This is a genomic window from Microbacterium longlingense (genome assembly GCF_058349825.2).
Genome location: NZ_JBYRJA020000008.1, coordinates 50,634 through 71,965 on the forward strand (window position 1 = coordinate 50,634; position 21,332 = coordinate 71,965).

Here is a 21,332-nt window from a genome sequence, read left to right on the forward strand (position 1 = left end):
GACGACGCCGACACGGACCGACCACCGTCCTAATGAGAATGGTTATCATTCTTACTATAGTCGCGACCGCGGGGTCCCGCGCTTGCCTAGACTGGGAGCGGACGCTCATGCCGACGCGATCGGGACTCTCCCCGTCACATGGCCCCTGGCCGGGGAACGACTCCCCGCTATCGAGGCGCCATCGGCCGACGGAACGAGGAGCGAGGGGATGACGGGACACCACCCCGGCGCGGACCGTGCGCGCCGCCCGATCCCGGAAGCGGTGCAGAACGCGACCCCCCGCCGCGTACTGTGGATCTCTGCCGCGATCGCCTGGACGGGCGCCATCGCGACGGCCCTGCTGTTCGCCTGGCTGGGCACGACGATCGATCACGGCGCTCCCCCGCCCGCGGCCTGGCTCGCCCCCGCGCTCCTCACGGTGGTCGCCGCCGCCTGCGCGGGCGCCGGACCCTGGTTCTCGCAGGCGGCGCAGTCGGCGACCGAACAGCGGCTGCGCCACGCCGTGGTCTCGCGGATCTTCGACCTCGGCACGGTGAGCACCGCCGGACGATCCGGATCCCTGCTCTCCCTTGCCACGGACGCTGTCGAACGGACCGCCCACTATCGGGCCGGGTTCCTCGGTCCGATCGTCGGCGCCCTGACGACGCCTCTCGTGGTTCTGGCGATCATGGCGCTCACCGCCGATCCGGTCACCGCCGGATGGCTCGCGCTGCTGATCCTGCTCGTCCCGGTACTGGTCGGCGGATTCCGACGACTCGTCCGGCCGATCGGCGCCGCCTACCGCCGCTCCCAGGCGCGACTCACCGCCGGGTTCCTCGAGGCCATCCAGGCGATGGAGACCCTCGTGCACGCCCGCGCCGCCCACCGGGTCGCCGCAGACCTCGCCCGCCGTGGTGAAGAGCACCGGCGCGGCCTGATGCGCATGCTGGCCGGCAATCAGCTGCTGATCCTCGTCGTCGACGCCGCGTTCTCGCTGAGCATCGTCGTCGCGGCCACCGCGATCGGCGTGAGCCGCGTCGCCGCGGGCGCCATCACCCCCGGCGCCGGAGTGGCGATCGTGCTGATGACCGTCCTCGTGATCGGACCGGTCGACGTGATCGGCCAGTTCTTCTACATCGGCATCGCCGGTCGCGCGGCACAAGGTCAGCTGGCCGACCATCTCGCCGCACGGCCAGCGACGACCTCGCCGTCACCCGCGGGTTCGGCTCCCGCACCGAGCGGCGGGATCGTGCTCGATGACGTCACCGCCGCCTGGCCCGGCGGCGATCCGGTGCTCGACGGACTCTCGCTGCGCGTCCACCAGGGCGAACGCGTCGCCCTGGTGGGACCGAGCGGCGTCGGCAAGTCCACCGTCAGCGCCCTCCTCCAGGCTCATCTCGTGCCGGCCGCCGGCCGGGTGATCATCGACGGCATCGACACCCGAGCGGCCGACCCTGCGGCGGTCCGCGCGCGCGCCGCGGTGGTCGAGCAGCGCCCCTACCTCTTCGTCGGCACGATCGCCGAGAACCTCCGGCTGGCAAATCCCGCCTCGACCGACGAACAACTCTGGGCAGCGCTCGACCTCGCCGGGCTGGCCGCCGAGGTTGCGGCGATGCCCGAGCGCCTGGACACCCCGGTCGGCGAGCACGGCATGCTGCTCTCCGGCGGGCAGGCGCAACGCCTGGCGATCGCGCGGGCCGCTCTGCGCGATGCCCCGATCCTCATCCTGGATGAGCCGACCTCCCAGGTCGACCTCGCCGGTGAAGCAGCCATCCTGGCGGCGCTGGATCGCCTCGCCGCCGGGCGCACGGTGCTGATGATCGCGCACCGCCCCAGCGCGATCCTCGCCGCCGACCGGGTCATCTCCCTCGCCCCCACGGGGGCACGGGCATGAGCGTCCTCGGCGCCGAGGGCGCCGGGCCGACGGAGCGAATCGGTCTGACACGGTGGCTGGTCGGTCACACCCGCCGGCTTCTGCCGCCGCTGGCCGCATCCGTCGCCGCGCGCATCGTCAGCCAGCTGCTGGGCGTCGCCCTGCTCGTACTCGCCGTGCGGGCCGTCGCGGCGGCGGCCGACGGAACCCCGGTCGATGTGGCGGCGTTGATCGCCTGGCTCGTCGGGATCGCGCTCGTCAAGGCCCTGCTGCGCTACCTGGAGCACTATGCCGGGCACGGGGTCGCCTTCGCCGCTTTGCAGCGGCTGCGCGAGCTCCTGTTCGACAGGCTCATCCCGCAGGCACCGGCCGCGACCCAGGGGCGCGCCGGGGCGGAGCTGACCCAGCGCGCCACCCGCGACATCGACCGGATCGAGGTGTTCTTCGCCCACACCCTCCCGCCGGCCGTCTCGGCCGTCGCCGTCCCCGTGATCGCGCTCTGCTGGCTCGCCGCGACCGTCGACCCCCTGCTGTCCGGCGTGCTGGCGCCGTTCGTGCTCGTCGCGCTCCTCGTCCCCCTCGCCGCGGGCTCCCTGACGTGGCGGGCCGCTCGCCGGGTCGCGGTGTCACGCGGTGCTCTCGCGGCGCGGCTGGGCGACGATATCCAGGGGACCAGGGAGATCCTCGCCCTCGACGCCACCGGCATCCGGCTCACCGGCCTCGCCGCGGACGATCGTGCCCTGGCCGCCGACCGCGCGACGGCCAGCCGCATCCAGGCCGTCCGGTCGGCCGCGACGGTGCTCACGCAGGGCGGCGCCCTTCTCGCGATCATCGCCGTGGCGTCATCGACCGGCGCCCCGCTGGCCGCGACGGCGACAGCGCTCGCGGTCGCCGTCGGCCTCTGGACACCCGCCCGCGGGGTCGACGACTTCGCCACCGGCCTCGACGCGGCTTTCGCCGCTGCGGAGCGCATCCGCAGGATCGTCGATGCCGCACCGGCCGTGCCGGACACCGGCTCCGCCTCCCCCGGACCGAGCGGCACAGACGTCGAGATCGAAGGGGTCTCGCTCCGCTATCCCGGTGCGACGGCACCGGCTGTCGAGAACCTCACCGCACGATTCGCGGCCGGCGAGTGGAGCTGTGTCGTCGGCGTATCCGGCAGCGGGAAGTCCACTCTCGCCGGCCTGATCCTGCGCGATCGCGACCCCGACGCCGGAGCCGTCCGCCTCGGCGGCACCGATCTGCGCGCGCTACCCCTCGACGTCCTGCGCCGACGGGTCGGCGTGGTCTCACAGCGGCCAACACTGCTCAGCGGAACCATCGCCGACAACCTCCGTCTCGCGGCCCCGGACGCCGACGACCATCGGCTGCGCGCAGCGGCGGCCGCCGCCGCACTCGATGCGTGGATCGCCGGTCTTCCCCGCGGGCTGGAGACCCCGGTCCGAGAGCGCGGGGTCTCGGTCTCCGGCGGTCAGCTGCAGCGCTTGGCGTTGGCCAGGGCGCTGGTGGCCGACCCGGATGTGCTCGTGCTCGACGAAGCGCTCAGTCAACTCGACGGCGACACCGCGGCCCTCGTCCACGAGAGACTGCGCTCCCTCCGCCCCGACCTGACCGTGATCGAGATCACCCACCGCGCCGACCTCATCCCCGATGATGCGTCGGTGGTCGTCCTCGACGGAGCGCACGTCGTCGCCGCCGGCCGGGCCGGCGCGCTGCGCACGTCGCCCGGTCCGTTCACGCGCCTGGAAGCCCGGGTCTGAGTGCCGGCATCCGCCGACCAGGCGACACTACCGTCGCCGCGACGCCGCCAGCACGTCGAGAGGCTCCGGCCGCGGCAGCTCTGCGGGGCCTGACGGCGCGTCGTAGCGCATCACGAGCTCGGACGGCCGAGCGAACGCGGGCCAGCCGGGAGCGCCGGCCGTGGCGAAGGAGACCCAGTCGGCGTGCATCCGGCGCGCGAGATCCTGCGGTGCCGAGCGCCCCGCCAGCAGCTGCGCGGCGGGGGTGTCGAGCGCGTCGAAGACGAACCCGAGCTCCAGGGCATGTGCGGCGCGGAGGTCGCGCACCGGGCTGGGCCACGCGAACTCGTAGACATATGTCGGCGCACTCCGGTGGCGCGCCAGATCGATCGCGGGCTCGCGCAGCATCCGGTCGGTCACCGCCTGCCCGAGCTTCTCTCCCGGCGAGGCACCGGGGAACGCCTCGCCGTAGGCCCGCCACAGCGAGCGCGGCAGACGGAGCGCGAGAGAGACGAGCAGGAGGGCGCTCCGGCCGATCTTCGCCAGCGCCTCCGGCGCGAACCACAGCCGGTACTCATCGGTGGTCGTGCCGATCACGATCGGCACGGTGGTCTCGCGCAGCGCGATCCGCGGGGAGACAGGAAGAGAGTCGGCATCGATGGTCAGCGCATATCCGGGAGCTCCGCGCAGCGGACTGCTGCCGGCCGCGATGCGGCCGCGCTCCGCGATGAGGCGCTCCGGCGGCACCTCCGCGAAGGCGGCGCGCGTGGCGGGGATCTTCAGCGCCTTCGCGAGCGCCCTGGTCGACCGCCCTGCCCGCTCCGGGCCCTCGACGTCGAGCGGGCCGGACTGGATGATCGCTCCGGCGATGAGGTCGCGGGTGTCGGGGCGGGCGAGGAGTCCGGCCACCAGGGAGCCCCCGGCGGACTGGCCGAAGATCGTGATGCGGTCCGGATCGCCTCCGAACGCGGCGATCTCGCGGTGCACCCACTGCAGCGCAGCGGCGGCGTCGGAGAGGCCGAGATTGCGGGGCGCGTCGTCGAGCACCGCGAACCCCTCGGCACCGAGGCGGTAGTTCACCGAGACGAAGACGATCCCGGCGCGCGCGAACGGCGTCCCGTCGTAGATCGGCAGAGCGCTCGTCCCGCGCTCGAAAGCCCCGCCGTGGAACCACACCAGCACCGGGCTGTCCTGGGCGTCCTCCGGAGCCCACACGTTCACGGTCAGGATGTCATCGCCGTCGATCCGGACGGTCTCGAGCAGCGCTCCGAGCGCGCCGGCATAGGGCGATTGCGGCGCCGTCGGCCCGAACGCCGTCGCCGTGCGCACGCCCTGCCACGCCGGGACGGGTTGGGCGAGAGCGTATCGGTGGGGTCCGAACGGGGGCAGAGCGTAGGGAACCCCGAGGAACCGAGCGACCCCGTTCTCCCGGGTACCCTCCAGGCGTCCGGCGCCGATCGTGGCTGTGGCGTGCATTCCGGCCTCCGCTTCATCGGGCGACGATCCGCGGCGCAGCGGCACAGGACCGCTGGTCGACGACGTCGTCTGGGACGAGTGTACGATAAAACCAATCAATCGATTGGTTGGAACTGTGACGACGACGTCTCCCGCCGCGACCGGCCGTGACTCGATGCCCGACGGCGCCACACCCCCGGGCACCGCGGGTCGTATTCTGCGTGCGGCCCTGCGCCGCTTCGCGCGCGACGGATTCGCCGGAACATCCATCCGCGAGATCGCCGCAGACACCGGCGTGAACTCCGCCACGCTCTACGCGCACTTCGCATCGAAAGAGGAGATCCTCCGGGAGCTCGTGACGATCGGACACTCCGAATTGGAGCGACGCATCCGGGCGGCTGCCGCGCACGCCGACCCCGCCGACCCAGTCGCCCAGTTCGCCGCGATGGTGTCCGCGGACGTGCACGCCCATGCCGCGCACCCCCTGCTGGCCGTGCTCGTCAACACCGAGCAGCGATCGCTGTCCGCAGCCGCCGCCGCTGCCGCAGCCACCACCCGGAACGGGCTGCTGGACCTCGCGATCACCACCGTCCGCGCCGGAATCGCGGCAGGACGCTTCCGCACCACGGACCCGGAGCTGGCGATGCGCGCGATCTCCGACATGGTCAAGAGCATCGGCGCGTGGTACTCGCCCGCAGAGCACGACGCCGAGCATCTCGCCGCACGCTATACGGACTTCGCGCTGCGCCTGCTCGACACCGTCGACGCGCCGCTGCACGGATCTCCGGCGGCACCTGGGCGCGCGATCACGCGCCCAGAAGAGCGCGACGATAGCGGCCGGGGGTCTCACCCACCAGCGCCGTGAACGCCTCGATGAAGTCGCTCGGATTCGCCCACCCGCAGGCGACGGCGGTGTCGATCACCGATGTGCCGTCGCTGAGCATCGTCATGGCCCGATGGACCCGCAGCTGCGTGCGCCACTGGCGGAAACTCATCCCGGTCTCCTGCTGGAACAGGCGGCTCAGCGTCCGCTCGCTCGCACCCACCAGCCGCCCGATGTGACGGAGGGTCGCCGGCTCTGCCAGATCGTGCTCAACCAGACGCGTCGCCGCGCGCAATCGCTCATCGTGCGCTTCGGGGAGGTGAAGAGGCTGCTCCGGTGCAGCGGTGAGGTCGTCGATGAGAACCATCCGGAGCCGGTCACGCATCCCCTCCGGCCGGGGCTCAGGCCCGGTGAGCGCGAGGGCCGCCTCCCGCGCCAGAGGCGTCACGACCAGAACGGCGGGCCGGGGAGGAAGAAGCTCCGCGAACGGCGGCGCCATGAACACGATCCGCATGTCGGTGGCGCCGTGGGCCCGATGCCGATGCACATAGCCACCCGGGATCCAGACGGCCCTGTTGGGCGGCGCGATCCAGGATCCGGCGTCGGTGACCATCGAGAGCACACCGCTCGCGGGGTAGACCAGATGCCCGTCGTCGTGCTGATGGGCAGGCGTGCGCTCCTCATGGTCGAGGAGGTGGGCCTGCTCCGGAACCAGCAGCTCGTGGCGTAATTTCAGCATTGCTCGTCAGTTTATCGATTGCTCGCCACAGCCTCGCCCACCGAACATGGAAGAGTACCCGTCGCGCCCTGCCGGAGCCGCCCCACCCCGGGGTTGCGTTCCGGCCCGTTCCGCGCGGGCGTGACACCCCCACCCGCAAGGAGCCCCATGACACCGCACGCGACGGACGCCGCCCCCTGGGAGACGTTCCCCGTTCCCGGAGGAGAGCCGCCGGCGCCATCCGAGGTCCGCGAGCCCGTCGAGGCACCGCACGGACGATGGGCGATGCTGCTGCTCGGGATCGGGCTCATCCTGATCGGGGCCAACCTGCGCATCGGCGTCGCATCGATCGGGCCCGTGCTGGGAGAGATCCGCGCATCGCTCGGCCTGTCCGCGACCGCGGCGAGCCTGCTCACCACGATCCCGGTCTTCGCCTTCGGCGCCTTCGCGTTCCTGACGCCCAGCCTGACCCGCCGCATCGGGATGCACCGCCTTCTCGGCATCACCATGTTCGTCCTCGCCGGCGGGATCCTGCTGCGCCTGCATCCGAGCATGCTGGCCCTGTTCGCGGGCACGGTGCTCGTCGGCGCGGCGATCGCGGTCGGAAACGTGCTCATGCCCGCCGCGATCAAGCAGGACTTCGCGCATCGCGCCGGCCTCATGATGGGCCTGTACTCCACCGCCCTGTTCGCCGGGGCAGCCCTCGCCTCCGGCCTGACCGCTCCGCTCCTGCCGCTGCTGGGCGGGTCCTGGCGTGCGGCTCTCGCGATCTGGGCGATCCCGGCGCTGCTGGCGCTGGTGGTGTGGATCCCGCAGCTGCGCCGCGCCCCGGGGCGCATGAAGACCGGCCATTCGGTCGCCGATGCACCCACCGAACACGGCGAGCCGCCGTTCCGCGCGATCCTGACCGACCCAGTGGCGATCGCCGTGACCACGCTGATGGGCCTGCAGAGCGTCAGCTACTACACCACGCTGACGTGGGTGCCCACGATCCTGCAGGACGCCGGCATGCCCGCCAGCAACGCCGGGTGGCTGCTCGCATACTCCGCCTTCCCCGGCATCCTCGCGTCGCTGGTCACGCCCGCCATTGCGGCCCGCATGAAGCCCACCTGGCTCCCCGTGGCCATCGCCGTCGCGCTCACCGGAGCCGCCTACATCGGCCTCGGCGTCTTCGCCGCGGGCGGGGCGCTCGTGTGGATGACACTGCTCGGGCTGGGGCAGGGCGCCTCGATCAGCCTCTCGCTGACCTACATCGTCCAGCGCTCACCCAGCACGCACTTCACCGGTCACCTCTCCACGATGTCGCAGGGGTTCGGCTATCTGCTGGCGGGCCTGGGCCCGATCGGCATCGGCGCGATCCACGGGGTCACCGGAAACTGGACACTGCCGCTGATCGTGCTCGGTCTCCTCCTGGTCGCTCAGCTCGCGGCGGGGATCGCCGCGAGCCGCCCGGTGCACATCCGCGCGCGCGGACGGCATGCCGCCCCGTGACCGGCGGCCCCGCGTCGGCGGTGCCGCTGAGCGCCGACGCCCCAGCCCGGGACGCCGCCTCCACGGCGCCCGCCCAGCTGGGTAACGCCCCCCGCATATCTCCTCCCGCATAAAGGAAAAAGAGAGGCAGCGGTTCCTTCATCCGACATCCTTGTGTCGTTGCCGCCGCGGACCCGTCGGTTCATGGCCACAGATCGATGACAAGGGAGCCATCAATGACGGATCGACTCGCGCCCCCGAGCGCCCCGGACGACACCACGGAGACCGCACACGCATCGTCGCCGGGGATGCAGCGCCGTGCGGCGCTGAGCGGAACACTGGGCTCCGCGCTGGAGTGGTTCGACTTCGCCGTCTACGGAGCCCTGTCCGCGACGCTCTTCCCCACACTGTTCTTCGCCGACCTCGGAGAGGCCGGCGCCCTGATCGCCTCGTTCGCCACCTTCGGGGTGGGCTTCGTCGCGCGCCCCCTCGGCGCGATCGTCTTCGGATATCTCGGCGACCGGATCGGACGCCGCCCGATCCTGCTGACCACCCTGATCCTGATGGGGATCGCGTCGGTCGCGATCGGGCTCCTGCCGACCGGCCAGGGCATGGTCGTCGCGGTCATCCTGGTCGCCCTCCGATTCGCGCAGGGCTTCTCCCTCGGCGGCGAGGCGACCGGCGCTGGGCTGGTGACGATGGAGCACGCCGCACCAGACCGTCGCGGGCTGATGGGGGCGCTGACCACGGTGGGCTCACCCCTGTCGCAGGTGCTCGCGAACCTCACCCTGCTTCTGCTCAGCTCGAACCTCTCCCCCGAGGCGTGGGCATCGTGGGGGTGGCGGATCCCGTTCTTCCTCGGGATCGTCCTGGTCGCCACCGGCCTGTACATCCGACTCCGCCTGGAGGAGACCCCGGCTTTCGTCGCGGAGCAGCAGGAGACGGGCTCCGAGGCAGCCAGCGGGCTCGCCGTCCTGAAGCACCACCCGGTGCGGGTGCTGCAGCTCACCTTCGGGTGGGCCGGCGTGACGTTGACGTTCTACCTGATCGCCGTGTTCGGTCTGAGCTACCTCAATGGCAGCGCCGGCATGTCGTCGACCGAGACGTTCGCCATCCTGATGATCGCCAACGGCGTGTCCGTCCTGGCCGGCCTCGCCGGCGGCGCTGTCAGCGACCGGATCGGCCGGAAGAAGGTCCTCATCAGCGGCGCGATCGGGTGCATCGTCGGGGTGGCGCTGTTCTTCCCCGTCGCGGACACCGGTCAGTTCGTTCCGGCGCTGCTGGTGGTCGCCCTGGCGCTGAGCTCGGTGCAGTTCGCGTTCGGCGCCCAGCCGGCCTTCTTCGCCGAGCAGTTCCCCACCGCGATGCGCTACTCCGGATCTGCGCTCGCACTGACCTTCGCGAACCTGGTGTTCGCCGCCCCTGCCCCGCTCGTCGCCGCAGCTCTCGTCCAGTCCGGACACACGGAGCTGGTGGCCTGGCTCACGCTCGGCGCACTCGTGCTGGCGGTGTTCTGCCTCGCGACCACGCGTGAGAACAGTTCCGTCGACCTGGCCAACTTCACCGACCCAGCGCCCCTGCGCCGGCGATGACCCGGAGCGCTCCTCGATACCATGAGGTCAGATGGTGCGGCCCGATCATGGCGGCGGAACGCGGCCGGAGATCGGGCCAGCACATCGGGGCGGAGCCGCCCTCGTTACCCGACAGGAGGGGCAGATGAGTTCCACGCTGTCATCGGTGCAGAACGCGCTCACCATCCTCACCCTCCTGCGCCGCAAGGGCCCTCTGCGGCTGTCCGACATCGCCGACGAACTGGGAATCGGCGTCTCCACCGCCCACCGACTGGTGTCGACGCTGCGCCAGGAGCGGTTCGTGCGCCAGGAGGACCACGGCAAGCGCTACGAGCTGGGACCGGCGATGCTCTACACCGCCAGCCCCTCGGCCATCGAGCACTGCATCGCGGTCGCTGGCCCGATCATGAGCGCGCTGCGCGACACGATCGGCGAGACCGTGCATCTCTCGTCGATCCGCGGGACGGACTCGATCTTCCTCACCGCCGCCGAGTCGACACGGCTCGTTCGCGTGACCCGTCGCACCGGCCAGCACCCGAAAGCGCACGCCACCGCAGCGGGCAAGGTCCTGCTCGCGGCCCTTCCGCCGGCCCAGTTCCACGAGCTCTACGACGAGGTGGCCCTCGAACCGATCACATCCCACACGCTCACCTCCCGCGCGGCGCTGTACGAGCAGATCGACCGGGCCCGGGCAGACGGCTATGCGCGCAACATCGGCGAGTCGGAGGAGGACATGTACACCATCGCGGTCCCGCTGCGCCGTCCGGATGGAACGGTCACGTGCAGCATCGCCGTCTCCGCGCCGTCCTCTCGCGTCACCCTCACCGGCGACGGAACCCTCTCCGCGCACGAGCAGGAGTATCTGGCGAGCCTGCGTTCCGCGCGGGCCGCGATCGAGTCGCGACTCGCCTTCTGAGGCCCATTCTTCCGCATAAGAGAATTCCCGCGTCGCGGATTCCGCCCCTCGATAGCGTTGCTGCCGGATGGCGCCGCCGGCGTCGCAGGACAGGATCGGAGCACGATGCGTTTGGGAGTCAGCGAGACCGGCGGGCGGCGTCATGCGGTGGTGCAGCGCCCGGACGGCGCATGGGTGATCGCCGACGGCGAGGATGTCCTCGACCTGATCCAGCACCCGGAGCGGATCGAGGCCGCCCTCGCCGCCGATCGCCGTGTGGCATCCCCCCGCCTCCGACGGCCGCTGCACGCACCCGCCAAGATCGTGTGCTGCGGTCTGAACTATCGCGATCACATCCGCGAGACGGGCCGAGAGACCCCCGCCCACCCGACCCTGTTCGCGAAGTACGCCGATACGCTGACCGACCCGCATGCGCGCATCGCGGTCCGACACTCCTCCCGGGTCGATTGGGAGACCGAGCTGGTGGCTGTGGTCGGGGCGCCGATCGACGATGCCGACCCCGCGGAGGCCGAGCGGGCCATCTTCGGCTACACCATCGCCAACGACGTCTCGATGCGGGACTGGCAGTCGCGCACGCTGCAGTGGTTCCAGGGCAAGGCCTTCGACGCGTCGACGCCGATCGGTCCCGTCGTGGTGACCCGTGATGCGTTCGACCCCCGGGAACCCCACCGGATCACCACCACGATCAATGGTGAGACCGTGCAGGACAGCACCACCGACCAGCTTCTGTTCACCAGCGCTGATCTGGTGTCGTACATCTCGCGGTTCACCCGCCTCTCCCCGGGCGACATCGTGCTGACCGGCACCCCGGGCGGCGTCGGACTCGGCATGTCCCCGCCGCGTTTTCTCCGCGACGCCGATGTGGTCGTGTCCACGATCGATGGCATCGGGACGCTCACGGCGACCCTCTCATTTCCTTCATAAGGAAATTGATGATCGAAATTCCTTCATCCGGTTGAATCACGAGGGAGGGCACGCGTTGCTGCGACGCCGATGCCATCGCCCACCGGAAAGGAACTCTCATGACCGACACCGCACCCCTGAAGAAACTGACCGTCCAGCGACGCGACGAGCTGCCCCTGGCCGTCGGGCAGACGGCGAAAGCGCTGCGCTACTCCGGCGTCTCCGCGGAGAACACCGAGGTGGAGAACCTCTGGTTCGGACGCGTGCACACCGCGGTGGGCGAGGTCTCAGACCCGCACCATCACGGCGAGGCGAACACCGGCGGATACGTCCTGCAGGGGCGCGGTTTCATCCGCCTCGGTGAACGCTACGAGGAGGTCATCTACCTGGAGGAGGGCGACTTCGTCTTCGTCCCCCCGTTCGTGCCGCACATCGAGGGCAACGCCAGCCGCTCGGAGGAGCTGATCTGGCTCACGACACGCACCCCGGACAACATCGTCGTCAACCTGGCCGACCAGGACGTCGCCGACGTCGAGATCGACTACCGCGACTGAACCCCTGGCGCGCACGGGCGGAAGCCCAGCGCCGCCCCGTGCGCGCCGACCCCCGCCGACAAGAACGGAGCACCGGCGTGATCGTCGAACAGCGAACCTACGTCCTCCACACCTGGGCCAGCCTGGACGAGTACCTCGAGACCTATGAGGCGGTCGGGCTGCCCGCCCAGGTCCGTATCCTGCGGGGCTTCCTCGGGTTCTTCCGCGTGGAGATCGGGCGGCTCAACGAGATCCGCCACTTCTGGGCATACCCGTCGCTCGACGAGCGCCAACGTCGTCGGAACACCCTCGCCGAGGACGACCAGTGGCAGCACTGCCTGGCGGTGATCCGCCCGATGATCATGACGATGGAGAACACCATCATGGTGCCCACCCGCTTCTCCCCTCCGCTGGAGCAGGGCCTGCGGGTCATGCACGCGGACGGCATCGACAGCAGCCCCGGCCAGTCCCGCTGATCAGCGTCGTCGCCCGGCCCGCGGCGACGTCACTCCAGGAGGGCGGAGACCTCCAGCCAGCGTTCCTCCAGCTCGGCGGCCTCATCCTCCATCGCCGTGATCTTCGCCATCTCGGACCCGAGGAGCTGATAGTCCGACTGATCGAGATCGGCGAGCTTCGCCCGCGCCTGGGCTGCTTGCTGCTGCAGGCGCTCGACACGGCGCTCCAATGACGCCATCTCCTTCTCCGCTGCGCGCTGCTCCGCGCCCGACAGCGTCAGGACGGGCTTCTGATCGGGCCGGCGCGATCCGGAGTCCGACGACGTGTCTTCTGCTGCACGCAACCGCAGGTACTCATCGACACCGCCAGGAAGATGCCGCAGCCGCCCGCCGAGCACCGCGTACTGCTGGTCGGTGACGCGCTCCAGGAAGTACCGGTCGTGCGACACCACGATCAGCGTTCCCGGCCAGGTATCGAGGAGATCCTCCATCGCCGCGAGCATGTCGGTGTCCATGTCGTTGGTCGGCTCGTCGAGGATCAGCACGTTCGGCTGGTCCAGCAGCACCAAGAGCAGTTGCAGGCGACGCTGCTGGCCGCCGGAGAGGTCTTTGACGGGCGTCGAGAGCTGCGCAGACGAGAATCCGAGCCGCTCCAGCAGCTGCCCGGGGGTGAGGTCCTGCGCCTTCGACCCGGTGCCGACGGTATAGGAGGTACGCAGGCGCCCGACGACCACGCGCACCGGCTCGTCCCAGACCTTCTCCAGCTCATCGAGGCGCTGCGTGAGGGTGCGCACCTTCACCGTCTTGCCGCGCTTGACGCGTCCGGCCGTGGGCAGCACCGTTCCGGCGATCAGTCCGAGCAGGGTCGACTTTCCCGCGCCGTTCACGCCCAGGATTCCGGTGCGCTCCCCCGGCGCGATGCGCCACTCGATGTCACGGAGCACCTCCCGCGCACCATAGGAGACCCCCGCGTCGAGCAGATCGACGACGTCCTTGCCGAGCCTGGCCACCGCCATCGACTGCAGCGAGACGGTGTCGCGCACCGGCGGAACGTCCTCGATCAGCTGGTTCGCCGCATCGATGCGGAACTTCGGCTTCGATGTCCGGGCTGGCGCACCGCGGCGGAGCCAGGCCAGCTCCTTGCGGGCGAGGTTCTGCCGTTTCGCCTCGGTGGCAGCGGCCATCCGGTCCCGCTCGACACGCTGCAGGATGTAGGCCGCGTAACCCCCCTCGAAGGGTTCGACGATACGGTCGTGCACCTCCCAGGTGGCTGTGCAGACCTCGTCGAGCAGCCAACGGTCGTGGGTCACGAGGAGCAGACCGCCGTCGTTCCGTGACCAGCGGCGCTTCAGGTGGTCGGCGAGCCATGTGACAGCCTCGACATCGAGGTGGTTGGTCGGCTCGTCCAGGGCGAGCACGTCGACGTCCGATGCGAGAAGCCTCGCCAGGGCGACACGACGGCGCTGACCGCCGGAGAGGCTGCCGATCCGCGCGTCCCACGCGAACTCGCTCAGCAGACCGGAGATCACGTCGCGGACCCTGGCATCGCCCGCCCACTCGTGCTCCGGCGTCTCGCCCACCACCACGTGCCCCACGGTGTCGTCGTCGTCGAGCACATCGGCCTGATCGAGCACGCCGATGCGCACGCCGCCGCGGACCGTGACCCGGCCGGCATCGGGCTCCATGACACCGGCGAGCATCGCCATGAGGCTCGATTTGCCGTCGCCGTTGCGACCGACGATGCCGATGCGGTCGCCCTCGTTCACCCCGAGGGAGACGGAGTCGAAAACGACTTTGGTCGGGTATTCCAGATGGAGGCCCTCGGCCCCGAGAAGATGCGCCATGTCCTCACCAGGGTAGCCGCCGCGACGCACGAGAGCCGCCCGGACCGTGCGGTCCGGGCGGCTCGGCATCCCGTGCAGAGGTGTCCGTCCTGCGCCGACACCTCATCGTGCGAGCGTTACTTGTACGACTCGACGATCTCCAGCAGGCTCGGCACGTTGGCGTATGCCTCGACCGCGTTGTCCTGCGTGACGATCAGCGGGGGCAGCAGGAACGCCGGAACCACCAGCACCCCGTTGTCGTAGGAGCTGGTGTCGTTGACGTCCACCTCGGCTCCCTGCTGCAGCTGCTTGACCATCGTGATCGCCTGCTCGACCAGCAGGGCGGTGTCCTTGTTGATCGTGGAGTACTGCACGCCCTCCATGATCGACTTCACCGACTCCACCTCGGAGTCCTGGCCGGTGACCACCGGGACGGGCTTGCCCGCCTGCTGCACCGAGGTGATGATGGCGCGAGCCAGGGTGTCATTCGGCGAGAGCACGCCGTCCAGGGTCGCGGAGCTGTACGCGGAGGTGAGGAGGGAGTCCATCCGGCGCTGGGCGTTCTCCGCCTTCCATCCCTCGGTCGCCGTCTGGGCGATCTCGGTCTGGCCGGACACGACCTTCAGCGTGCCGTCGTCGATCTGGGGCTGGAGAACGCTCATCGCACCGTCGAAGAAGACCTTCGAGTTGGCGTCGTCCGGAGAGCCGGAGAACAGCTCGATGTTGTACGGAGCATCATGCCCCGCACGCTCGGCGAGGCCGTCCAGCAGTGCCTGGCCCTGCAGCTCGCCGACCTTGAAATTGTCGAAGGCGACGTAGTAGTCCACCGCCTCGGTGTTCTCGATGAGGCGGTCGTAGGCGATCACGGTCACGCCCGCGGCGCGCGCAGCCTCGACCTGGGTGGAGAGCTGCTTGCCGTCCTTGGCGCCGATGATGATGACCTTCGCACCCCCGGTCACCATCGCCTGGATCTGATTCTGCTGCTCGGCGACGGTGTTGGTGGCCGGCGCGTACTGCACGACGGGGGTGAAACCGGCCTCCTTCAGCCCGCTGGTGAAGAGTTCCCCGGCCAGCACCCAGTTCTCGCTGGTGCGGTCAGGGAGGGCGACGCCGATCGTGGCGTCTGCGGCGAAACCGGCGGTCGGCTCCTGGTCAGGCTCGGCCGTGCCACCGCGCTCGGACGAGCAGCCGGTGAGGGCGAGTGTGGCCGCCGCGACGATCGCTGTCGCGGTGACGAGGATCTTCTTCATGTCATCTCTTTCTCTGCTGTGCGGCGGGCTGGTCCCCCGCGCACGGCACGGGCGGGGTCCGCCGGGTTTCCGCTCGTCTCATCGACGGCGGCGTCTTGCTATCTCTTGCCGGTCTTTGGCTCGGAGTTCGCGGGCAGGAACGCGGCGGCGGGATCCTCCCGACGGCCCAGCCGCCGGGTGACGAAGCCGATCACGGACGGTCGTCCCTGCTGTTTGTTCCACACGTCCACGCCGACCGCGAGGAGGAGTACGAGGCCCTTGATCATCGACACGACGTCCGCTCCGGCGCCGAGCAGCGCCAGCCCGTTGTTGAGGAACGCCATCACGAGACCGCCGATGATCGAGCCGATCACCGTTCCGATGCCGCCCGAGACGGCGGCTCCGCCGATGAACACCGCGGCGATGGCATCCAGCTCCCACCCGTTGCCGTCCTGCGGGCCGGACGCCGTGGCCCGTGCCACGTAGATCATGCCGGCGAGCGATGCCAGCATCGACATGTTCATCATCACGAAGAAGTCGACCCAGCGATCCTTCACGCCCGACAGCCGGGCGGCCTGCCGGTTGCCGCCGACCGCGTAGATGCGTCGGCCGAAGACCGTGCTGTTGGTGATGAAGGTGTAGACGATCACCAGCACCAGAAGAATCACGCCGGAGACCGGGAAGCTCGTTCCCTCCCGGCCGGTGGCGAACTGCCAGCCGGCCACGAGGATCACCGCAGACAGCAGGACGACCTTGGTGACGCTCACCCAGAGCGGCGCATGATCGGAGCCCATCTTCTTCTGCGTCCGACGGGTGCGGATCTCCCAGAAGACGATCCACACCACCCCGGCGAGGGCCAGGATCATCGTCGGCACGTTGAAGGGAAGCGGCAGGGCGATCTCGGGCAGGTAGCCGGCACCGATCACCTGGAACCCCTTCGGGACCGGGACCGTGGTGGACTGCCCGATGAACTGGTTGGCGCCGCGGAAGAGCAGCATGCCGGCGAGGGTCACGATGAACGCGGGAACGCCGACATACGCCACCCAGAAGCCTTGCCAGGCCCCCACCAGCATGCCGACGCCGAGACCGAGGACGATCGCCAGCTGCCAGGGCAGATTCCAGTCGGCCATCGCTTTGGCGACGATGATGCCGGTGAAGGCCGCGACGGAGCCGACGGAGAGATCGATGTGCCCCATGATGATCACCATGACCATGCCGATGGCCAGAATCAGGATGTAGGAGTACTGGTTGACGACGTTGATGAGGTTGCCGGAGGAGAGTGTGAGCCCCTCTCCCTTGACCACCCAGGTGAGCACCTGGAAGACCAGCAGGATGACGACCAGGCTGCCCAGGATGCCGAACTGCCGCAGCGTCGACTGGCCGCCGCCGAACATCTTCTTGATGTCGCCGGCGTGAAAGCCGCGTTTCGCAGCGGAGGTCTCGATGGTCATGCGGATGCTTTCTGGTTCGCGGAGGTCATGCTGCGCATGAGCCCCTCCGGGGTGGCCTGGTCAGAGGGGATGCAGTCGGTGATCCGACCTTCGAACACCGTGTAGATGCGGTCGGAGATGCCGAGGAGCTCGGGAAGCTCACTGGAGATCACGATGACGCCCTTCCCTTGGGCGGCGAGCTCGTTGATGATCGCGTAGATCTCGTACTTCGCACCAACGTCGATGCCGCGCGTCGGCTCGTCGAGGATCAGCAGGTCCGGGTCGGTGAACATCCACTTGGCCAGAACGACCTTCTGCTGGTTGCCACCGGACAGGGTGGCCACGCCCTCCTCGACCGATGGCGCCTTGATGCGCAGCGTCTTGCGGTAGTCCTCGGCGACGGCGAACTCCGCCCGGTCGTCGACCACGCCACGCCGCGCGATCTTGGACAGCTTCGCTGAGACCGTGGAGCGCTTGATCGTGTCGAGCAGGTTGAGCCCGAGCACCTTGCGGTCCTCGCTGACGTAGGCCAGTCCGTGCCGGATCGCCGCGGCGACATCGGGGAGAACGATCTCCTTGCCGTCCTTGATCAGCGTGCCCGAGAGGTAGGTGCCGTACGAGCGCCCGAAGACGCTCATGGCGAACTCGGTGCGCCCCGCGCCCATGAGGCCCGCGATGCCGACGACCTCGCCGCGCCGCACGTCGATGCTCGATCCCTTCACGACCATGCGCTCGGCGACGCTGGGGTGCTGCACCCACCAGTCCTTGACCTCGAAGAACACCTCGCCGATCTCCGGCATGCGGTCGGGGTAACGGCTCTCCAGGGAGCGTCCGACCATCCCCCGGATGATGCGGTCCTCGTTGATCTCGCCCCGCGAGATGTCGAGGGTCTCGACGGTGCGCCCGTCGCGGATGATGGTGATCGCGTCGGCGATCTGCTCGATCTCGTTGAGCTTGTGGCTGATGATGATCGACGCGATCCCCTTGGCCTTGAGCGACAGGATCAGGTCGAGGAGGTGCTGGGAGTCGTTCTCGTTGAGCGCAGCGGTCGGCTCGTCGAGGATGAGCAGCCGGACGTTCTTGTTGAGCGCCTTGGCGATCTCGATCAGCTGCTGCTTGCCGACGCCGAGGGTCTTGATCGGAGCGTCGGGGTCCTCATCGAGACCGACGCGGGCCAGCAGCTCGCGTGCCCGGAGCTTCTGCGCCTGCCAGTCGATGCGCCCGAACCGGCGGATCTCGTTGCCGAGGAAGATGTTCTCCGTGACAGACAGTTCGGGGATGAGAGCAAGCTCCTGGTGGATGATCGCGATGCCCGCTTGCTCGCTCGCGGCGATGTCGCGGAACCGCTGCTCCTGCCCGTGGAGCAGGATGTCCCCGGTGTACGTGCCATAGGGGTAGACGCCGGAGAGCACCTTCATCAGGGTCGACTTGCCCGCGCCGTTCTCTCCGCAGATGGCGTGGATCTCGCCGGGGCCGACGCTGATGGAGACGTCGGAGAGGGCGCGCACCCCGGGGAACTCCTTGGTGATGCGGCGCATCTCCAGAATCGGCCCTGGTGCGGCGTGCGACGTTGCGGTATTACTCACGGATCATTCCTTGCGACGGGCGATCACCTCGATGTGACCGTTCACATTGGAGTACATACAACATCGCCACCGGCACGCTGTCAAGTGCCCGTCGCGAAACGGACTATCCCCGTGGCGCCGCAGACTCGCGCACGAGGAGCGTCGGATCGAGGGGCCCGAACACCGGCTCAGCCTCGCCCCGGATCTGCGCCAGCAGAATGCGCACCGCGCGCCGTCCGAGCTCGGGGAAGTCCTGATGCACGGTCGTGAGCGTGGGCGAGACGTGCGCGGCGACGGGGATGTCGTCGAATCCGATCACGCTGACGTCCTCCGGCACCCGCATGCCCGCATCCCGGAAGCCGTGCATTATCCCGATCGCCATGAGGTCGTTTGCCGCGAAGATCGCCGTGAAGTCGCGCCGGCGTGACAGCTCCTGACCGGCGAAGTAACCGAAATCCGCCGTCCAGTCGCCGCGGATCGGCGGGAAGGTCGGCAGGTCGGCGTCCCGCAGGGCGTCGAGGTAGCCGCGCATCCGCGACTCCGCTTCGATCCAGTCCTGCGGGCCGGCGAGGTGCAGGATGTCGGTGTGCCCCAGGGACACCAGATGCTCTGTCGCAGCACGGGCGCCGGCGACCTGATCCGCCGAGAGGCTGATGCCGTCAGAGCCGGATGCGGTCTGCAGGGTCACGAACGGCAGAGCTGTGTCCGCCCCCCGCAGCACATGGAACACGCGCACCTGCGGGGCGAGGACGACGAGCCCGTCGACCTGTTCCCTGGCGAGCTGGCGCACGGCGTTGCCGATCGCCTCCGGCGTCGTCACGGCGAGGTTCAACGTCGAGACGGAGTAGCCCTCTTCGCGTGCGGCGTCCTCGATGGCGGCGATCGACGACGTCGGCCCGAACTCGCCGATCGTGGCCGACAGGATGCCGAGAGTGTTCGTCCGGCTCGTGACGAGCGCACGGGCCACCAGGTTGGGACGATAGTCCAGCACCGAGATGGCATCGAGCACCTTCGCCTTGGTCTCGGGGCGGATGCTGGGGTGGTCGTTCAGAACGCGGGACACCGTCTGATGGGAGACGCCCGCCAGACGGGCGACATCGCGGATGCTGGGCAGGCGGGCACGCTCCGAGGACGCCGGCATCCCCACCTCCTCCCATGTGCACGATCACATCGCCTCAACACTAAGCGGTCGAGGGGCTGCACCGCACGCATCGACTGACGACGCCGCCGAACACACCCTGCCGACCCAGCGCGAACGGAGGCCCCCGGCGAACCGGGGGCCTCCGTCACGTCGGCGAGGCGGGATCAGCCCGCGCGCAGCCAGCTGTAGTTGTTGTCAGCACCGTACTCGAAGACACCGATGGTGGCCTCGGTCGGGTCGCCGGCGCCGTCGAAGGTGATCGGGCCGGAGACACCGTCGTAATCGATCGCGGTGCCCGCGATGATCAGGTCCGCGCACGCCGCGAACGAGGTGCACTTCGTCCCGCCCTCGACACCGCCGGAGACGGCCTGCAGGTGAGCGGCGACGTCGTTGCCCTCTGTCGAGCCGGCCTGCAGCGCGGCCAGAGCCAGCAGAACGACGCCGTCATAGGCCTCCGGTCCGTAGGTGAACTCCTTGAGCTCGCCGTTGCCCTGGTCGGCATAGAACTTCGACAGCTCAGCGCGGAACGTCTCGATCGATGCCGGATCGACCGCCGGGTAGGTGCCCTTGGCTCCCTCGAGCGTTCCCTCGTCGAAGTCTGCCGAGAAGTTGGCCAGGTTGCCGTCGACGAAGTACAGCGACTCCGCGGGGACACCGGCCGCGATCAGCTCGGGGAGGATCGTCTTGACCTCGGAGAACGTGATGAGCGCGATCGCGTCGGGTGCGGCCGCGAGGACCCCCTCCACCTGCGACGTGAAGTTCGCGTCACCGGTGTTGTACATGCTCGCCGCGACCACCTCGCCGCCAGCGGCCTCATAGGCCTTCTTGGTGAAGCACGCCAGGCCTGTGCCGTAGGAGTCGTTGATGATGATCATGCCGAGGGTCTCGGCCCCGTCTGAGGCGATCAGGTTTCCGAGCACCTCGCCCTGCAGCACGTCCGAGGGAGCGGTGCGCCAGTAGAGGCCGTTGTCCTGATAGCCGGTGAACTCGGCCGAGGTGTTGGCCGGCGAGAGCTGGATGGCGCCCGCGGCGATCACCTGATCGATGAACTGGAGCGAGACGCCGGAGGATGCGGCACCGATGACGGCGGTCGCACCGGCGTTGAGCACCCGGGGAACCTCGGTCTCGTAGGCCTTGTTGTCGGTGTCACCCGAGTCGCCCTGCGTGAGGTCGATCGTGATGCCCTTGGCGGCGGCGTTGATCTCCGCCGCGGCCATCTCGGTCGCCGCGATCTCGGGCGGGCCGAGGAAGGCGAGGTTTCCGGTGACCGGCAGCGCGGTGCCGATCTTGTAGACCAGGTCGGTTCCCGGGCCGGTCGAGGTGGACGTGAACTCGTGCACGTACGGCTCTGTCGCCGCCGTGTCACAGGAGACGGGGAAGGTGAAATCCGACGGCGCAGACGACTCGCCGCCGCCTCCCCCATCGGTCGATTCCGGCGCACTGCTCCCGCAGCCGGCCAGGACGAGCGCGCCTGCACCCACGAGGGCGACGCCCACGAGAGCCTTGCGCGAGCGAGAAATGACGCTCATAGATGCTCCTTTGCTGCATGAACGGGGGATGCCTCAGCGCCTCCCCAGTGGCAACACCGTAGCCAACACGCCCCCGCACCGCAGGAGCCGATACATCAACCGTGACCGAATCGTTCCCGACGCGTGATATGCGACGCAGTTGTCATGTTGCCGAGACCGGGTTTCATGACGTCGCCGCGG

General features: G+C 69.5%; 17 protein-coding genes. 9 read left to right on the plus strand and 8 right to left on the minus strand.

The window, feature by feature from the left end; all coding sequences use genetic code 11:
• The first annotated feature begins 208 nt into the window (after positions 1-208).
• Together AC3RXY_RS12230 and AC3RXY_RS12235 are read left to right on the plus strand one after the other, a co-directional pair.
• The gene (locus tag AC3RXY_RS12230; RefSeq protein WP_491511204.1) at positions 209-1,873 is read left to right on the plus strand and encodes an ATP-binding cassette domain-containing protein; all 1,665 of its coding nucleotides are present in this window, start codon (positions 209-211) and stop codon (positions 1,871-1,873) included.
• The gene (locus AC3RXY_RS12235; protein ID WP_491511205.1) at positions 1,870-3,612 is read left to right on the plus strand and encodes an amino acid ABC transporter ATP-binding/permease protein; all 1,743 of its coding nucleotides are present in this window, start codon (positions 1,870-1,872) and stop codon (positions 3,610-3,612) included. The genes AC3RXY_RS12230 and AC3RXY_RS12235 overlap by 4 nt, the downstream gene beginning before the upstream one ends.
• 27 nt (positions 3,613-3,639) lie before the next feature.
• On the opposite strand, the gene AC3RXY_RS12240 is transcribed toward AC3RXY_RS12235, so the two are convergent.
• Complete coding sequence (locus AC3RXY_RS12240; RefSeq protein ID WP_491511206.1) at positions 3,640-5,067, minus strand: carboxylesterase/lipase family protein; 1,428 nt, start codon at positions 5,065-5,067, stop codon at positions 3,640-3,642.
• Positions 5,068-5,182: 115 nt separating this feature from the next.
• On the opposite strand from AC3RXY_RS12240, the gene AC3RXY_RS12245 reads away from it, so the two are divergent.
• On the plus strand, positions 5,183-5,911 hold the full coding sequence (locus AC3RXY_RS12245) for a TetR/AcrR family transcriptional regulator (RefSeq protein ID WP_491511207.1): 729 nt from the start codon (positions 5,183-5,185) through the stop codon (positions 5,909-5,911).
• Here the strand turns inward: AC3RXY_RS12245 and AC3RXY_RS12250 are convergent.
• Positions 5,853-6,608 (minus strand): AraC family transcriptional regulator, encoded by a 756-nt coding sequence (locus AC3RXY_RS12250; protein WP_491511208.1) that lies wholly within the window; start codon positions 6,606-6,608, stop codon positions 5,853-5,855. The two genes, AC3RXY_RS12245 and AC3RXY_RS12250, sit on opposite strands and share 59 nt — an antisense overlap.
• A 147-nt stretch (positions 6,609-6,755) precedes the next feature.
• Between AC3RXY_RS12250 and AC3RXY_RS12255 the strand changes: the two genes are divergently transcribed.
• The 6 genes from AC3RXY_RS12255 to AC3RXY_RS12280 all read left to right on the plus strand — a co-directional run bounded on the left by AC3RXY_RS12255 (position 6,756) and on the right by AC3RXY_RS12280 (position 12,456).
• A complete protein-coding gene (locus tag AC3RXY_RS12255) occupies positions 6,756-8,078 on the plus strand; it encodes a CynX/NimT family MFS transporter (RefSeq protein ID WP_491511209.1) in 1,323 nt (440 codons plus the stop codon).
• Positions 8,079-8,293: 215 nt separating this feature from the next.
• Entirely contained in the window at positions 8,294-9,649 is a 1,356-nt protein-coding gene (locus tag AC3RXY_RS12260) for an MFS transporter (protein WP_491511210.1), read from the plus strand.
• A 124-nt stretch (positions 9,650-9,773) separates the two neighbouring features.
• Positions 9,774-10,544, plus strand: a complete 771-nt coding sequence (locus AC3RXY_RS12265) for an IclR family transcriptional regulator (RefSeq protein WP_491511211.1) — start codon at positions 9,774-9,776, stop codon at positions 10,542-10,544.
• A 105-nt stretch (positions 10,545-10,649) separates the two neighbouring features.
• Complete coding sequence (locus AC3RXY_RS12270; RefSeq protein WP_491511212.1) at positions 10,650-11,468, plus strand: fumarylacetoacetate hydrolase family protein; 819 nt, start codon at positions 10,650-10,652, stop codon at positions 11,466-11,468.
• Positions 11,469-11,566: 98 nt separating this feature from the next.
• Positions 11,567-12,001: a cupin domain-containing protein gene (locus tag AC3RXY_RS12275; RefSeq protein WP_491511213.1), complete on the plus strand. Its 435-nt coding sequence runs from the start codon at positions 11,567-11,569 to the stop codon at positions 11,999-12,001.
• 77 nt (positions 12,002-12,078) lie between these two features.
• Entirely contained in the window at positions 12,079-12,456 is a 378-nt protein-coding gene (locus AC3RXY_RS12280) for an NIPSNAP family protein (RefSeq protein WP_491511214.1), read from the plus strand.
• A gap of 29 nt (positions 12,457-12,485) precedes the next feature.
• Here the strand turns inward: AC3RXY_RS12280 and AC3RXY_RS12285 are convergent, their stop codons facing one another.
• From AC3RXY_RS12285 to AC3RXY_RS12310, 6 genes are all read right to left on the minus strand, one after another.
• The gene (locus AC3RXY_RS12285; protein WP_491511215.1) at positions 12,486-14,279 is read right to left on the minus strand and encodes an ABC-F family ATP-binding cassette domain-containing protein; all 1,794 of its coding nucleotides are present in this window, start codon (positions 14,277-14,279) and stop codon (positions 12,486-12,488) included.
• 116 nt (positions 14,280-14,395) lie between these two features.
• Positions 14,396-15,508 (minus strand): substrate-binding domain-containing protein, encoded by a 1,113-nt coding sequence (locus tag AC3RXY_RS12290; protein ID WP_491511216.1) that lies wholly within the window; start codon positions 15,506-15,508, stop codon positions 14,396-14,398.
• A 98-nt stretch (positions 15,509-15,606) separates the two neighbouring features.
• Complete coding sequence (mmsB, locus tag AC3RXY_RS12295) at positions 15,607-16,938, minus strand: multiple monosaccharide ABC transporter permease (RefSeq protein ID WP_491511217.1); 1,332 nt, start codon at positions 16,936-16,938, stop codon at positions 15,607-15,609.
• Positions 16,935-18,455 (minus strand): multiple monosaccharide ABC transporter ATP-binding protein, encoded by a 1,521-nt coding sequence (gene mmsA, locus AC3RXY_RS12300; RefSeq protein ID WP_491511343.1) that lies wholly within the window; start codon positions 18,453-18,455, stop codon positions 16,935-16,937. Before mmsA ends, mmsB begins: the two co-directional genes overlap by 4 nt.
• Positions 18,456-18,606: 151 nt before the next feature.
• Positions 18,607-19,623 carry a LacI family DNA-binding transcriptional regulator gene (locus tag AC3RXY_RS12305; RefSeq protein WP_491511218.1) on the minus strand — a complete coding sequence of 339 codons (1,017 nt, stop codon included), beginning with the start codon at positions 19,621-19,623 and terminating at the stop codon, positions 18,607-18,609.
• A 164-nt stretch (positions 19,624-19,787) separates the two neighbouring features.
• Positions 19,788-21,152, minus strand: a complete 1,365-nt coding sequence (locus AC3RXY_RS12310) for an ABC transporter substrate-binding protein (protein WP_491511219.1) — start codon at positions 21,150-21,152, stop codon at positions 19,788-19,790.
• Positions 21,153-21,332 lie beyond the last annotated feature (180 nt).

What these genes read in the sequence shown, in the direction of transcription:
- AC3RXY_RS12230 (WP_491511204.1), top strand. Translation starts at nt 209, where the DNA reads ATGACGGGACACCACCCCGGCGCGGACCGTGCGCGCCGCCCGATCCCG.
- AC3RXY_RS12235 (WP_491511205.1), top strand. Translation starts at nt 1,870, where the DNA reads ATGAGCGTCCTCGGCGCCGAGGGCGCCGGGCCGACGGAGCGAATCGGT.
- AC3RXY_RS12240 (WP_491511206.1), bottom strand. Translation starts at nt 5,067, where the DNA reads ATGCACGCCACAGCCACGATCGGCGCCGGACGCCTGGAGGGTACCCGG.
- AC3RXY_RS12250 (WP_491511208.1), bottom strand. Translation starts at nt 6,608, where the DNA reads ATGCTGAAATTACGCCACGAGCTGCTGGTTCCGGAGCAGGCCCACCTC.
- AC3RXY_RS12255 (WP_491511209.1), top strand. Translation starts at nt 6,756, where the DNA reads ATGACACCGCACGCGACGGACGCCGCCCCCTGGGAGACGTTCCCCGTT.
- AC3RXY_RS12260 (WP_491511210.1), top strand. Translation starts at nt 8,294, where the DNA reads ATGACGGATCGACTCGCGCCCCCGAGCGCCCCGGACGACACCACGGAG.
- AC3RXY_RS12265 (WP_491511211.1), top strand. Translation starts at nt 9,774, where the DNA reads ATGAGTTCCACGCTGTCATCGGTGCAGAACGCGCTCACCATCCTCACC.
- AC3RXY_RS12270 (WP_491511212.1), top strand. Translation starts at nt 10,650, where the DNA reads ATGCGTTTGGGAGTCAGCGAGACCGGCGGGCGGCGTCATGCGGTGGTG.
- AC3RXY_RS12275 (WP_491511213.1), top strand. Translation starts at nt 11,567, where the DNA reads ATGACCGACACCGCACCCCTGAAGAAACTGACCGTCCAGCGACGCGAC.
- AC3RXY_RS12285 (WP_491511215.1), bottom strand. Translation starts at nt 14,279, where the DNA reads ATGGCGCATCTTCTCGGGGCCGAGGGCCTCCATCTGGAATACCCGACC.
- AC3RXY_RS12290 (WP_491511216.1), bottom strand. Translation starts at nt 15,508, where the DNA reads ATGAAGAAGATCCTCGTCACCGCGACAGCGATCGTCGCGGCGGCCACA.
- mmsB (WP_491511217.1), bottom strand. Translation starts at nt 16,938, where the DNA reads ATGACCATCGAGACCTCCGCTGCGAAACGCGGCTTTCACGCCGGCGAC.
- mmsA (WP_491511343.1), bottom strand. Translation starts at nt 18,455, where the DNA reads ATGCGCCGCATCACCAAGGAGTTCCCCGGGGTGCGCGCCCTCTCCGAC.
- AC3RXY_RS12305 (WP_491511218.1), bottom strand. Translation starts at nt 19,623, where the DNA reads ATGCCGGCGTCCTCGGAGCGTGCCCGCCTGCCCAGCATCCGCGATGTC.
- AC3RXY_RS12310 (WP_491511219.1), bottom strand. Translation starts at nt 21,152, where the DNA reads ATGAGCGTCATTTCTCGCTCGCGCAAGGCTCTCGTGGGCGTCGCCCTC.